Consider the following 13201-nt stretch of genomic DNA (forward strand, 5'->3'; position numbering starts at 1 on the left):
ATTTACAGTCATTGCTCTTGACTCTTTTCTAACAAAGTTTAGAATTAAATTATAAGTGCTCAATTTAATTGGAATTTCAGCAAGTGCATCGAACTACCCTTGTACCCAAAATTTCAAGGAGGCGCACAATATGAAAGCATTCCAAAACGTGGCGGAGGTCCAGTCGTTTATTGCCGAGGAGGACATCCGGATCATCGACTTCAAGGTCATTGACATGAAAGGCAGATGGCACCATCTCTCCATTCCCTTCGAACGCTTTAATGACAGTGTCTTAACCTCAGGCATAGGCTTTGACGGGTCCAGCTATGGCTTTCTGACTGTCGAAAAATCCGACATGGTGTTCATTCCCGACCTCAGCACCGGTTTTGTGGATCCCTTCGCGGATGAGAAGACACTGGTCTTCATTGCGAACATTTACCGTCTGAAAGACGGGGAGCGGGTTAGATTTGAAGACGACCCGCGCTTCCTGGCCGAGAAGGCCGAGAACTATCTAAAGGCAGAAGGTATCTGCGACCGAGCGCTCTTTGGCCCGGAATTCGAGTTCTACGTCCTGAACCACATCTCCTACCGGACTGATACCCACCATATGGAGGTGCGCATCGATTCTGAGCAGGCAGACTGGAACACAGGCAATACAAAATATCAAAATCTTGGTGCCAAGGTGCCGCCTCATGGCGGGTACCACGTGGATTTACCCATGGATTCCAGCTACAATTTCCGCAGCAACACGGTCAGACTATTGGAAGAACATGGTGTCCCCGTGAAGTATCATCACTCTGAGAATGGCGGACCGGGTCAGGTCGAAATTGAAGTGGAATTCGCGACGCTTAAGGAAATGGCCGACCGCACCATGAAGCTCAAATATATTCTTAAAAATAACGCTCACCTTTTTGGCTTAACGACCACCTTCATGCCTAAGCCCTTCTGGAATGAGGCCGGCAGCGGCATGCACATCCATATGCACTTTTTTGACGGCGACAAACCGCTCTTTTTCGACCCAAATGGCTATAGCCAGATGAGCGAAACAGCCCTATACGCCATAGGCGGGATTCTGAAGCACGCCGCGGCACTGATGCCGTTTACCAATCCAAGCACCAATTCCTACAAGCGACTGGTGCCGGGTTACGAGGCGCCTGTAAGCATCTGCTACGGTACCGCGAACCGCAGTGCCGTCATCCGGATCCCCGGCTATGCTACGGAGCCGCATACCAAACGCTTTGAGCTGCGCTCACCGGATGCCACTTCCAATCCTTATCTGGCGTTTACTGCTATGCTTATGGCAGCTATTGATGGCATTGAGAACAAAATTGATCCGGTGGCAGAGGGCTATGGTCCGTTTGATGTCAACCTTTACAAGCTGCCTGATTCTGAGCGAGGCAAAGTCAAAGGGCTTCCGGCTAATCTGATTGAGGCCTGCCAGGCACTTGAAGCAGACAAAGAGTTTTTGCTGAAGGGCGGTGTCTTTTCTGAGATCTTGATTAAAAACCAAATTGAGCGGCTCACGAAAGAGCATTATCAGATCAGCGCCCTGCCGCATCCTGAGGAATTCAGATTGTATTATGAACTGTAATTGAAATTTGCCATGAAATGTAGGTAAGGAAGACCTTGCGTCTGTTGTAACTCAGCGGACGCAAGGTCTTTTGTTTGTGAATGGGGTGGAGGTGCCATGACCATCGGCAAAAGTTATTCTGCTTTGGTGAAGAGGGTCTGACATTTTTCGTCGTAGTCGCGGATGAGACGGTTCAGGACGTCTTCTTCGAGTTGAGTGCCGCCGCCCGGGGTCTCGAAAAATCGTTTTGGAAGTTTCATGGCGGTCTGATCGAAGCCCATGCGCTTTTTAAGTCTGAGTTTATTTTTGTAGATTTCTGCGGCTGCCTGCTTCAAGGATTCTTCCGTGTGGGTTTCGCCTATGGACGCCATAGCGGTGACGATGGTCCCGCGGTCGTACAGGCGGCGCCCAAAGAGACAGGCAATCATGGAATTGAGGAGACAGCGGTGGAGTTCTTCGTCAAAGACACGATCCACAAGGGTATCCATGCTGAAGTCGTCTGCCTGGTCGAAGCCGTAACCGCCGTTGCACAGGTGGGAGTGGCGCGCGCCAACCGCGGCGCCCAGCACAGAGCCGTATCCGGTGTGGTAGCCGGCCATCTCATTGCCCGCCAGCTGCATGGCAAAATCTTCGCCGCCGTATAGTTTGGCAGCTGCGGCGCTGCCGTCGCCAAGTGTAGTGTAGAAATCGTTTGTCCGGTCGGAGATGTGCTTCAAGGCTTTCAAGTAATTTTTCTGGTCTCCAAAGGCCAGGGGCACAAGGGTTTGGGCTTCGGTGATCAGGCCTTTTTGAAATGCTTCCGTAGCCCAGCCCAGGACGACGCCCGCGGAGATGGCATCGAGGCCATAGGCTTCAACGGCTTCGATCATTTCCAGGACTTCGTCGCTGGTCTTCAGGCCCAGGAAGGTGCCCAGGCTGAAGATGAGCTCGTAGTCGTAGCTCACACTGATGGCTTCGTATTCATACCCCGGACCAAACTCGCGGCGGAACTGGCCAATGTGGATGCAGCCCACCGGACAACCGGCGCAGGCGGTTTTTCTTATGAGGTTGCGCTGGGCAAAGGCCTCACCGGTGAGGGCGCTGATGTCTTCATAGAAGGTGGTCTGAAGGTTCAGGGTCGGAATGCTCTTGTTGGCGTTCATGCCTGAGACGCCAATTGGCGTACCCAGGTCGTGATATTTTTTCATGAGGTCGGTGGTCAGCGCCTTTTGGTGAATGTCGCTGAAAGCCTTGAAATAGGCCTTGCGGTCTTTGATTTCATGACTGCCCTTTCCATAGATGCAGATGGCTTTCAGGTGCTTGCTGCCCATGACGGTGCCCAGCCCCAGGCGGCCGAAGTGACGGTAGGTATCCACGCAGACGCTGGCGTAGCGGACGAGGTTTTCGCCTGCCGGACCAATTCTGAGGATACTGCGCTTGCCGGCTCCCGGTTCCCGTTCCCGGATGATTCGGCCGACTTCGTCCGACTCCAGTCCCCACATAGCTGCTGCGTCCTTGAATTCGACACTGTGTCCGCTGATGGAGAGGTAAATGGGCTTTTTGGCGCGGCCCTTTATGACAATAGCATCATAGCGGGCCATGAACATGGTCAGGGCCATGCGGCCGCCGGCGTAGCTTTCTCCAAGCTCGCCTGTCAGCGGCGACCAGAACATGGCCACCGTCTTGGTGACTATGGGGAAAATGGTGGAGAGGGCGCCTATGGCGAATACGATGCACTGCTCAGAATCCAGCACCGGTTTGTCTTCTTTTAAATGCTCCTCCAGAAGCTTTGAGGCAATGCCGACGCCGCCAAGGAAGGCTTTCAGGTCCTTGCGCTGGCTGATGACATAGGTTTCCTCTGTGAGGTCAATGGTCAGTACTCTTATGTAATCCTGATAGATCATGACTTTGCCTCCCCTTCTTTCGGGTGTGTTGTCTCAGGGGTTGGCGAAGATGTTTTTGACGTTTCGAGCGCTTCAGCCTCTATAGCCTCCACAACCTCTGCAATCTCTTCAACTTCTTCCATCCAGAGACACTGATGGGGACAAAATCTGGTACAGGTGCCGCAGTGCCGGCAAATGACCGGTTGATCCAGCTTTTCGCTGTACTGGACCGCGCCAATAGCGCAGGCCTTGACGCAGAGTCTGCAGCTGATGCATTTGCTCTTGTCAAAGAGGACCCCGCCTCCGGGCCTCGCTCTCAGGGCACCGGTTCTGCAAGCCTCAAGACAAGCAATGTTTTCTTTGCAGGCGACGCAAACCACGCAGACGTAAGGGCTCTGAAGGCCCCCTTTGGTTTTTATGTAGATCGCACTTTCACTCAATGAATGCTGCCCCAGCAGTGTTGAGCACACCAGCGAACAGGTCTGGCAGCCAATGCAGGCATTCATGTTGTAGCGCAGACGCTTTGCCACAGTGGATCCCACCTCTCGTTTTTTCTTCCGTGTAATTTCTACCCTGTCGAATGTGAAGAGCTTCAAAAAGTTTTTAATGCAGGTGAAGTGAGTTGTGATGAGTGTCTGGCCCCGAATTGAGATGAGTGTCAGACACTCGTTCAGGATTGGTGTCAGACACTCACTCAACTTCAGTGACAGGCACTCACTCAAAACCTGTCCGCGTCACCAACCCCCAAACTTGTCTAAACCCACCTGAAAATGTTACACTTTACATACGCGTTGTAAAGCTTTGCTGACTTAAGGCCTATAAACCATAATAAATATCCAATACTAAAGGAGTGTCAACCAATGACTTCATTTAAATCGATTCCACCGGAAACCATTGAGAAAAACGCCTTTGAAATGATCGGGAAAGACTGGATGCTGGTCACCGCAGAGGCAGGCGGCAAGGCTAATACCATGACAGCCAGCTGGGGCGGTCTTGGCATCCTATGGAACAAAAACGTCGCCTATGTGTTCATCCGCCCTCAGCGTCACACCAAGTCCTTTGTCGATCAGGCGGATACCTTTACGCTGACCTTCTTTGGGGAAGAGCACCGCAAAACCCTCAGTTATTTGGGCAGTGTTTCCGGTAAAGACGAAGACAAAATTGCGAAGTCCGGCCTCACCATCAAACATTTGGACGGTACGCCCTACTTTGAAGAAGCCAACCTGGTGCTCCGCTGCAAGAAACTGTTTGCCCAGCCATTGACGCCGGAGAGCTTTATTGAGACAGAGCTGATTGACAAGATTTATCCGACCCGCGACTTCCATACGATGTATGTTGCTGAAATCATGGAAGTCTTCAGCAAAGAATGATGTGGATGGGCTTTCAAAAAAAAGAAGGTGCAGAGAAACCCGGGGGACTGGGTTTCTCTGCACCTTCTTACTATTTCAGATCACCTGAAAACGCGACTGAAACACCCCATAAAGTTCCAGGATCAGCGCCTCTTCAAACATAGAGTCAAGCAACTGCGCCACAAAGATAAATTGCTTCGTCCTAATTTCAATTTCCGTGTTGATCTGATCTTTTCTATTCATAGTAATTCCAACAATCTCATCCAGCTCCAGTTCAACAGAGGGATGGTGAAGATCTTCAAGCGGTGTCATGATCAGCAGCGTTTCATCCAAAGTCAGTTCACAGTCGACTGTTTTAAAGAAACCCTCTTTGAGCTTGATTTTCCATGCCATTGTCAATGTCATCGCCATCACCAGCCTTCCTTGATTCCATAATACACCTAATTATTTCTATGTCATCAGTGTGTCAACATTTGTCAATGACAAATTTATGTCACGTTTCGTGACAAAACATGAAAGTCATTCGAAAAAATGGGTATTAGGAAAATACATTAACCTGTTCTTCAAGACTTATACTAAATCCAGCTTCGCCAGGGAGGATGACGGACTTGTTATTTTCTGAAAAACTCGATTTGCTCATGAACTTGTCCGGCACCTCAAACAGTGGGCTGGCCAGACATATAAACCTCGACGCTTCTTACATAAGCCGCCTGAGACGCGGCGACCGAGCACCTTCAAAAAACGAGAACTACTTGCTGGCCATCAGCCAGTATTTCGCGAAGTTTATGGCCGTTGACACCTTTAGGTCAGGACTTTGTCATGCGCTTCAGACCCCGCCGTCCCAGATTCCCATTGACCTTGAACCTGCAAGCGCCATGATCCTCGGCTGGCTGTACGATCAGAAGGTGTTGGAGACAAAGTCCATCGGCAAGCTGCTGGAACAGGTCTCGCACTTTACTTTTCCCACCTCAAATGCGGTCTTTGACCTGGCTTCACTTTTTGGGACACTGAATCCAAAGGAAACAAGCACCTACTTAGACTTGAGCGGCAAACGCGAAGCGGTATTAACGCTGCTGGCGACAGCACTCATGAGCGAAGGCAATGAAACCCTCTACCTTTACAGTGACGAATCCATGGAGTGGCTTATTGGGGACAAAAAATTCACGAGTCAATGGTCTGTGCTGATGTCAAAGGTCATTCAAAAAGGGCACAAAATAGTCATTGTTCATACGGTCAACCGTGGCCTGGACGAGATGCTGACAGCCATTCGCGAATGGCTGCCCCTCTATATGACAGGCTCAATTGAGCCCTACTATTACCCGAGAACGCGGGATGATGTCTACAAGCATACACTTTTCATTCTTGAAAAGAAGACCGCGCTGATCAGCCGCTCAGTCAGCCGCTCAACAAATCCGCCCATCGTCCACGTGTTCAACGAGCCGCGGACAGTTGCCCATTATCAGAACGAATTTCAGGATTACCTGAACCTCTGCCGACCTCTAATGAAGATCATAACAGTCAAACACAACGGCACGGTTCTGGAAATGATCGAGGAGTTCGAGGCGGAGGCTTCCAATATCATAACCCTCAGGGAGGGGCTGCCTTCCTTAACAATGCCCATAGCCACCGCGGAATCCATAATGAACAGATCCGGTCTCGAGCCACAGCAGATCCAGTATATGGCCGGGATTCAAAGAAAACGGCATGAGAGACTTTTAAAACAGCTTGAGGTTTTTGATCATACAGATCTGCTGCTGCTCCCGGACAAAAAGGAACTTCTGGAGCTGGCTAAAGCTGCAGATGCAAACGGATTGCATAAAGATCCCGAAACAAACAAAATACCGGACGCACTTCGCCTGAGGTTCCTGGGACTTGTGGGTTTGTCGGACGTCTTCTACACTCTCCAGGAATACCGCGAACACCTGGCTCATACAATTCACCTGATGAAAACCTATCCAAACTATCACGTGATCTTGCTGGAGGACAGCTATTCATCAGATTGTACTGTATACATCCGCGAAAACGTGGGCGTTCTGGTGATCAAAGACAATGCCCCTAACGTGCTCTTCGCCATCAATGAAAGCCGTCTTACTGCGGCATTTCTCGACTTTACCACCGAAATCACCGGCAAAGTCCGGCTTAACGGCACCGAACGAAAGGCTGTGCTGAGGCGGCTTGAAGGCATGTATGCAGCCCTTAAGGGCCGTCGCCCTCGGCAAACGCCATAGCACCAATCTGTATAATACGAATCCATACAAAAAAACGGCGCAGCGACAGTCGAGTTTCCCAACTGTCGCTGCGCCTGTTTTATATGGTTATGACGCCAGTGCAAGCACTGCAATCATAATGCTGTTAAAAGCAATGTGCAGCAGGTTGGTAATCCGGATCCCACTGGTTTTTGGCATCGAGACCTTATTGTAAGACTTGACGGCCAGCGGCAGCGTCACGAAGACCGCAAGTGCAGCTGCAGGCAGCCGTCCGAGCACCACCATCCCCGCTGTCATACCGTAAGCCACCGCCAGAAGCCCCAGATAGATCCCCTTTCCAGCCCGGATTCCCACCATGACTGTCAATGTCCGTATGCCCAACGCACCATCCCTCTCAACATCTCTAATTTCATTAGACATCATGAGCAGCGGAATCATCAGGCTGGCCGGCATGGCCAGCACCACCGGCTCCCAGCTGTACGCCCCGCTGACCGCGACATAAGCCCCAAGCACCATGAGCGGCCCCATCAGCACAAAAGACAGCACGGCCCCCAGTCCCCGCTTCTTGTACACAAACGGTTCCCCGGTATAGGCATACGCCCCCGCCATACCCGCTATTCCTACATAAATGAGGCTCGGCGCGCTGAGCTTCATCAGCACAAGCCCAATCAGCCCGGTCCCGGCCAGACACAGCATGCTGAACCCATACACCGCGAGATCAAAAGCCGTCCGTTCATATTTCAAAAATTTATAAGTCCTTTCTCCTGGCCGATGGTATTTGAACGAACCCTCATAAAAATCATTCACAAGGTTTGCGCACGCCTGAACCAGCATGCCGCCGATGGTCACCAGCGCAATCCTCGCCCAAATCAGGGCCGCGCCGTCCTCAATCAGCATCCCGCCGCGCCACGCCACCAGAATGCCAAGGGTCGTCGAGCTGACCGCCAGAGTCAGCGAAAGAGGTCTGAGCGCGATCCAGAGGTCTTTCACAATTTTCTTTTTCGAAATTCTCTCTTTTGTTTCTATTGTCTCTGTATATTTCATTGTCTTGTCGCCCGCCTTACTCGATAAGTTTTTGTCACAATCCATAGTATACCTCATGACACCAGTGTCTTGGAAATTTGGTTATATTGTTAATATTGAAACAATCCAAAAGCCATTATACAATAGGAGTGTTAATTCGAGCAAGAAAGGTGGATCCTACTTGAAAAAATCATCGTACTTATCACTCCTGCTGGCATTCCTGCTGGTCACCGCCCTTATAGTCACAGGCTGTCAGAAACCTGAAGCTGAAATACCTGCTGAGCCGGCGGTTTCGGAACCATCGGCAGAAAGCACTGAAAATGAGCCGGCTACCTTAAAAATTGGGGTCATGCCTGCCGTAGACTCCGCGCCTATCTTTTTAGCCGCGAAAAAAGGCTATTTCGAAGAACTTGGCCTGACCGTGGACGTCCAGGTCTACACCAATGCCATGAACCGCCAGAGCGCACTCCAGAGCGGCGAGCTGGACGGGGCCATGACGGACATGATCGCCCTGGTCAACAACGTCCAGAACGGCTTTGACATCAAAGTCACCACGAGCACAGACGGTGCGTTCCCCTTCCTGATTAAAGGCGAGCTGAGGGACGGCGGCGCTGTCAAAGTGGGTATGATGGAAGTCAGCGTGTCGAACTACCTGTCAGACAGAAGCCTGGAAGGCCGTTACGACGTTGAGAAAATCTATATCAACGAGATCCCGGCGCGCCTTGAAATGATTGGCAAGGGCGAACTGGACATGGCGGTCATCCCGGAGCCTATGGCGTCTATGGGGGAACTGAACGGCCTGACGAAGCAGCTCATTGAGAATCCGGACGCGTTTTCGCCGGATGTCATGGTGTTTACAGGTAAAGCCATCAGCGACAAGGCTTCGGCGGTGCAGCGGTTTCACGATGCCTACAACAAGGCCATTGCTGACATTCAGAAGGATGACAGCGAAGCCCGGGCGCTCCTCGTCGAAGTGCTGAAGCTGAAGCCTGAAATCACCGACAAGATCCTCATGCCCGAGTACCACCTGGCGCGGGTGCCGGATGAGGCTTATCTCAAGACCATCATGGACTGGAACGAGCGCGTCCTGGGCAAAAAAATCGAGCTCGGGTACGAAGACCTGATTGAAGGGAAGTTTGTGCAGTGATAGAGATCCGCGACCTGGAAGTGGCCTATGATCAGGACATTGCTCTGAAAGAACTTAATTTGAGCGTGCCGGCGCACTCGACCTGCGCTGTCATTGGGTCTTCCGGGTGCGGCAAGACGACGCTGCTCTACGCGCTGGCGGGGCTGGTCAGGCCCCAGTCCGGGTCTATAGTCATTGGCGGCAAATCCGTCAGCGGGATCCGCAAGGAGACAGGGCTTGTGCTCCAGGACTATGGCCTGCTGCCATGGAAGACCGTGCGGGATAATCTGGCATTTCCGCTGAAGGCGCGGGGCTTTGGCGCTGTGGAGACGAGCGAGCGGGTGGGCGCCATGCTGGAGGAGTTAGGTCTGGAAAGCCTCGGACACCGGCTGCCGGGGGAACTCAGCGGGGGTCAGAAGCAGCGGGTAGCCATCGGCCGGACTTTGGTCCTGGAGCCGGACGTGCTGCTCATGGACGAGGCGTCCTCGGCGCTGGACGCCATGACCAAGGAGCTGATCCAGAATCTGGTGCTGCGGCTGCACCGGGAGCGGCAGTTTACCCTGGTGCTGGTGACGCACAACATTGAGGAAGCGGTATTCCTGGGACAGCGCATCCTGGTGATGGCCGATGGTCGCGTTCAGGAACAAATTGACAATCCATATTTTGGAGAGGCGGACTTCAGGGATCATCCGTCTTTTTTTGAGATGAGCCTGAAGATTCGGAGGCGGTTGTATGAGCAGGCTTAAGGGCGAAATGCGGCAGCTGGGCGGAGACAGGGCGCAGAGCGGCGACAGGACGAAGAGCGACGACAAGAGTCAACGGCGTTTGCGCTCGAGTGCCAGTCTGAGGGGGAGTTGGCTGCAGACCCTCTACGGCATGCTGGCGATCCTCCTGTTTTGGTATGTGATGCATATTTCGGTGGGCTCCGCGGCCATTCCGGCGCCTCATACAGCGATCCTGCATTTTCTCAGGATCTTTCCGGGAGAATTGAGCAAGCACCTGCTGGTCAGCCTCGGGCGGATTTCTGTGGCGCTGCTGGTCTCACTGGTGCTTGGCGGCGCTTTAGGACTTTGGATGGGGGTCAGCGAGCGGGCGGACCGTTGGCTCAGCCCCGTGGTCTATCTGCTGTACCCTCTGCCCAAAATTGCTTTTCTGCCGGTGCTGATGATTCTGTTCGGACTGGGGGAAACCTCTAAGATAATGCTGATTATCATCATTATTATTTTTCAGATTTTGGTGGCGGCCAGAGACGGCGTCCGGGAGATTTCCAAGGAACTGTACTATTCAGTGCTGTCTCTGGGGATTGGCCGAAGCGGGCTGTACCGGCATCTGATCCTGCCGGCGACGCTGCCCAAGATTATGACAGCCCTGCGCATCTGCGTGGGGGTCAGCATTTCCATTTTGTTCTTTGGAGAAAACTATGCGACAACCTACGGCATAGGCTATTTCATCATGAACAGCTGGCTTATGGCCGACTACGTGGAAATGTTCAGCGGGATTCTGGCCCTGAGTTTGATGGGATTTCTGCTGTTTAAAGGGATTGACCTCCTGGAGGCCCGTTGGTGCCGGTGGACACGGCTTACGCGAAGGCTAACAGACGTGCATAAATAAAGATGTCGCTGCATTTCAGAGAGCTTGCTCTCTGAAGTGTGGCGTCATCTTTATTTGTATAGCGCGCTGTATTAATTCATCTTCTAAGAACAGATTTTTATCTAAAGTGATACACCAGGTCTCAATTAGATCAATTTCACTAAGAATTTTCTTTAGTATTTGTTGATCTCGATTTTCAAGAAAATTATTGTCCATACACTCTGACCACCTTTTTAGGAATGATCAAAGCATTTTTATCCAGAGGAGCGTGCACAACATCCACTTTCATGTTCAAGCGATCTTCAATGCTATATTTAAAGTCAATTATTGTAAAGAGTGAAACTTCCGGCGTATGAAATTCAACTAACAAGTCCAAATCGCTCTTATCTGTGGCTGATCCATCAGCATAAGAACCAAAAATTGAAACCTTTTTGACTTTGTACTCTTCGGCAACTTCTTTAATTACATTTTCAATTTGTGGCAGATTTAACATAAACTCACCTCGTTTTCGCTTCTTATTACATTACATTCATTATACCCCTTTAAGTACATAATTGAACATTATAAAAACAGGCCCATACCTACCCCAAGACAGCTTTGAGGTGCGGATGAGCCTGTTTTCGTTTTTTCGCTTAAATCTTTTTGTTAAAAATCTCGAAATCCATTGCGGCTCATGCTCTCCCGGGCTTACTGAACACTTAAGCTCTGGCCCCGGTTTCAAACCTGTCCGCGTCACCAAACTAAAAGTTGTCCGCGCGGCTGGCGCCTATTGCGGCTGGCGCCTATCGCCCCCAAGCAAAAATTACTTCAGCTGCTCAATCAAATTTACCATCTCAATGGCAGTAACAGCAGCATCGAAACCTTTATTCCCCGCTTTAGTGCCGGCGCGCTCAATGGCCTGCTCAATGGTATCCGTAGTCAGAACCCCAAAAATCACCGGAATCCCCGTATCCAGGGACACATGGGCAACACCCTTGGTGACTTCGCTGGAAACGTAGTCAAAGTGCGGCGTGGAACCCCTGATAACCGCGCCCAGGCAAATTACGGCGTCATAGCGGCCGCTTGACGCCATTTTCTTCGCAATCAAAGGAATCTCAAAGGCCCCCGGTACCCAGGCAATCTCAACCTGATCCTCAGAAGCCCCATGTCGCTTCAGTGCGTCCAGAGCGCCGCCCAAAAGCTTGCCGCCAATAAACTCATTGAACCGCCCAACAATGATCCCATATCGCTGTTTGTCAGATACTAATTTGCCCTCATAAACCTTCATTTCTTTTCCTCCTCAAAGTTAAGCTCGTGGCCCATTTTTTCTTTTTTAGTCTTCAGATAAAACTCATTCCGCTCATTATGATTGAGCTGGATGTGCACACGCTCCACGATCTCCAGCCCATAGCCGGACAGCCCCGTAATCTTCTGAGGGTTATTGGTCATCAGCCGGATCTTGTGAAGCCCAAGCTCCATCAGGATCTGCGCCCCAATGCCATAATCCCTGAGGTCATCCTCAAAGCCCAGCATGCGGTTGGCCTGCACCGTATCATACCCCTGGTCCTGCAGCGCATAGGCTTTGATCTTATTGATCAGGCCAATGCCGCGACCCTCCTGGCGCATGTACAGAAGCACTCCACGGCCCTCCGCCTCAATGCGCTTCATGGCTTCGGCATACTGCTCGCCGCAGTCACAGCGCAGTGACCCAAAGGCATCCCCCGTCAGGCACTCCGAATGCACTCGGACCAGGACCGGTTCCTCCGTCGCCACATCCCCCTTGACCAGCGCCACGTGGTGCTCGCCATTCAAACGGTTGATGAACCCAATCATCCTGAAATCGCCATACTTCGTGGGCATGTCTGCCTCTGCCACCCGTTCCACCAAAACCTCCGACTTGCGTCGAAACCGAATCAGTTCCTCAATGGTAATCATCTTAAGGCCATGCTTCCTGGAGTACTCAATCAGCTCCGGCACGCGTGCCATGGTCCCGTCGTCATTCATGATCTCGCAGATGACGCCCGCAGGCTGAAAGCCCGCCAGCTTCGCCAGATCCACAGCGGCTTCTGTGTGACCCGCACGTCGCAGTACCCCGCCTTCCTTGGCCACCAGTGGAAAGATGTGCCCCGGACGCATAAAGTCCGCCGGCTTTGCTTCTTCCTCCAGCAAGTGCTGGATCGTCATGGCCCGCTCCCCTGCGGAAATGCCCGTGGTGCAGCGCATGGAGTCCACCGACACCGTAAACGCTGTCTGCTTCGGATCCGTATTGCGGTCGATCATGTCGTAAATGCCCAGCGCGTTCAGACGCTCCCGGAGCATAGGCACGCAAATCAGCCCCCGTCCGTGCTTGGCCATGAAGTTGATGGCCTCCGGCGTCGCCTTTTCGGCGGCCATGAGCAGATCCCCTTCGTTTTCCCTGTCCTCATCGTCCACGACGACGATCATTTCCCCAGCCTTTAAGGCCTCTATCGCTTCTTCAATCGTACAAAATCCCATTGGCAGGACACCTCCCGTTT

General features: G+C 51.9%; 13 protein-coding genes. 6 read left to right on the plus strand and 7 right to left on the minus strand.

The window, feature by feature from the left end; genetic code table 11:
• The first annotated feature begins 130 nt into the window (after nt 1-130).
• Complete coding sequence (gene glnA / locus OEL90_RS01625; RefSeq protein ID WP_291400686.1) at nt 131-1570, plus strand: type I glutamate--ammonia ligase; 1440 nt, start codon at nt 131-133, stop codon at nt 1568-1570.
• Nucleotides 1571-1683: 113 nt separating this feature from the next.
• Here the strand turns inward: glnA and OEL90_RS01630 are convergent, their stop codons facing one another.
• Both OEL90_RS01630 and OEL90_RS01635 read right to left on the minus strand, forming a co-directional pair.
• Complete coding sequence (locus OEL90_RS01630; RefSeq protein WP_291400689.1) at nt 1684-3432, minus strand: aldehyde ferredoxin oxidoreductase N-terminal domain-containing protein; 1749 nt, start codon at nt 3430-3432, stop codon at nt 1684-1686.
• The gene (locus tag OEL90_RS01635) at nt 3429-3941 is read right to left on the minus strand and encodes a 4Fe-4S binding protein (protein ID WP_291400691.1); all 513 of its coding nucleotides are present in this window, start codon (nt 3939-3941) and stop codon (nt 3429-3431) included. The genes OEL90_RS01630 and OEL90_RS01635 overlap by 4 nt, the downstream gene beginning before the upstream one ends.
• Nucleotides 3942-4271: 330 nt before the next feature.
• Between OEL90_RS01635 and OEL90_RS01640 the strand changes: the two genes are divergently transcribed.
• On the plus strand, nt 4272-4781 hold the full coding sequence (locus OEL90_RS01640) for a flavin reductase family protein (protein WP_300686817.1): 510 nt from the start codon (nt 4272-4274) through the stop codon (nt 4779-4781).
• Nucleotides 4782-4856: 75 nt separating this feature from the next.
• Here OEL90_RS01640 and OEL90_RS01645 read toward each other — a convergent pair whose 3' ends face one another.
• The gene (locus tag OEL90_RS01645; protein ID WP_291400693.1) at nt 4857-5171 is read right to left on the minus strand and encodes a hypothetical protein; all 315 of its coding nucleotides are present in this window, start codon (nt 5169-5171) and stop codon (nt 4857-4859) included.
• 197 nt (nt 5172-5368) lie between these two features.
• Between OEL90_RS01645 and OEL90_RS01650 the strand changes: the two genes are divergently transcribed.
• Complete coding sequence (locus OEL90_RS01650; RefSeq protein WP_300686818.1) at nt 5369-6988, plus strand: hypothetical protein; 1620 nt, start codon at nt 5369-5371, stop codon at nt 6986-6988.
• Nucleotides 6989-7075: 87 nt separating this feature from the next.
• Here the strand turns inward: OEL90_RS01650 and OEL90_RS01655 are convergent, their stop codons facing one another.
• Nucleotides 7076-8056: a prenyltransferase gene (locus OEL90_RS01655; protein ID WP_300686819.1), complete on the minus strand. Its 981-nt coding sequence runs from the start codon at nt 8054-8056 to the stop codon at nt 7076-7078.
• A 115-nt stretch (nt 8057-8171) separates the two neighbouring features.
• Between OEL90_RS01655 and OEL90_RS01660 the strand changes: the two genes are divergently transcribed.
• From OEL90_RS01660 to OEL90_RS01670, 3 genes are read left to right on the plus strand one after another with little or no spacing between them, the layout of a single operon-like run.
• Nucleotides 8172-9137 carry an ABC transporter substrate-binding protein gene (locus OEL90_RS01660; protein WP_300686820.1) on the plus strand — a complete coding sequence of 322 codons (966 nt, stop codon included), beginning with the start codon at nt 8172-8174 and terminating at the stop codon, nt 9135-9137.
• Complete coding sequence (locus OEL90_RS01665) at nt 9134-9862, plus strand: ABC transporter ATP-binding protein (RefSeq protein ID WP_291400698.1); 729 nt, start codon at nt 9134-9136, stop codon at nt 9860-9862. The genes OEL90_RS01660 and OEL90_RS01665 overlap by 4 nt, the downstream gene beginning before the upstream one ends.
• A complete protein-coding gene (locus tag OEL90_RS01670) occupies nt 9849-10727 on the plus strand; it encodes an ABC transporter permease (RefSeq protein WP_300686822.1) in 879 nt (292 codons plus the stop codon). The genes OEL90_RS01665 and OEL90_RS01670 overlap by 14 nt, the downstream gene beginning before the upstream one ends.
• Before the next feature lie 184 nt (nt 10728-10911).
• Here OEL90_RS01670 and OEL90_RS01675 read toward each other — a convergent pair whose 3' ends face one another.
• The 3 genes from OEL90_RS01675 to OEL90_RS01685 form a co-directional block, all read right to left on the minus strand.
• Nucleotides 10912-11199, minus strand: a complete 288-nt coding sequence (locus OEL90_RS01675) for a nucleotidyltransferase family protein (protein ID WP_291400704.1) — start codon at nt 11197-11199, stop codon at nt 10912-10914.
• A 309-nt stretch (nt 11200-11508) separates the two neighbouring features.
• Complete coding sequence (gene ribE, locus OEL90_RS01680) at nt 11509-11973, minus strand: 6,7-dimethyl-8-ribityllumazine synthase (protein WP_291400705.1); 465 nt, start codon at nt 11971-11973, stop codon at nt 11509-11511.
• The gene (locus tag OEL90_RS01685) at nt 11970-13181 is read right to left on the minus strand and encodes a bifunctional 3,4-dihydroxy-2-butanone-4-phosphate synthase/GTP cyclohydrolase II (protein ID WP_291400707.1); all 1212 of its coding nucleotides are present in this window, start codon (nt 13179-13181) and stop codon (nt 11970-11972) included. Before OEL90_RS01685 ends, ribE begins: the two co-directional genes overlap by 4 nt.
• Nucleotides 13182-13201: the final 20 nt, after the last annotated feature.

It is taken from the genome of Acidaminobacter sp. (assembly GCF_030247605.1).
Taxonomy (GTDB): domain Bacteria; phylum Bacillota; class Clostridia; order Peptostreptococcales; family Acidaminobacteraceae; genus Acidaminobacter.

Bases quoted from the DNA above. Each gene is read 5' to 3' on its own strand.
- OEL90_RS01685 (WP_291400707.1), bottom strand. From the start codon at position 13,181: ATGGGATTTTGTACGATTGAAGAAGCGATAGAGGCCTTAAAGGCTGGG.
- ribE (WP_291400705.1), bottom strand. From the start codon at position 11,973: ATGAAGGTTTATGAGGGCAAATTAGTATCTGACAAACAGCGATATGGG.
- OEL90_RS01630 (WP_291400689.1), bottom strand. From the start codon at position 3,432: ATGATCTATCAGGATTACATAAGAGTACTGACCATTGACCTCACAGAG.
- glnA (WP_291400686.1), top strand. From the start codon at position 131: ATGAAAGCATTCCAAAACGTGGCGGAGGTCCAGTCGTTTATTGCCGAG.
- OEL90_RS01640 (WP_300686817.1), top strand. From the start codon at position 4,272: ATGACTTCATTTAAATCGATTCCACCGGAAACCATTGAGAAAAACGCC.
- OEL90_RS01675 (WP_291400704.1), bottom strand. From the start codon at position 11,199: ATGTTAAATCTGCCACAAATTGAAAATGTAATTAAAGAAGTTGCCGAA.
- OEL90_RS01645 (WP_291400693.1), bottom strand. From the start codon at position 5,171: ATGGCGATGACATTGACAATGGCATGGAAAATCAAGCTCAAAGAGGGT.
- OEL90_RS01670 (WP_300686822.1), top strand. From the start codon at position 9,849: ATGAGCAGGCTTAAGGGCGAAATGCGGCAGCTGGGCGGAGACAGGGCG.
- OEL90_RS01655 (WP_300686819.1), bottom strand. From the start codon at position 8,056: ATGGATTGTGACAAAAACTTATCGAGTAAGGCGGGCGACAAGACAATG.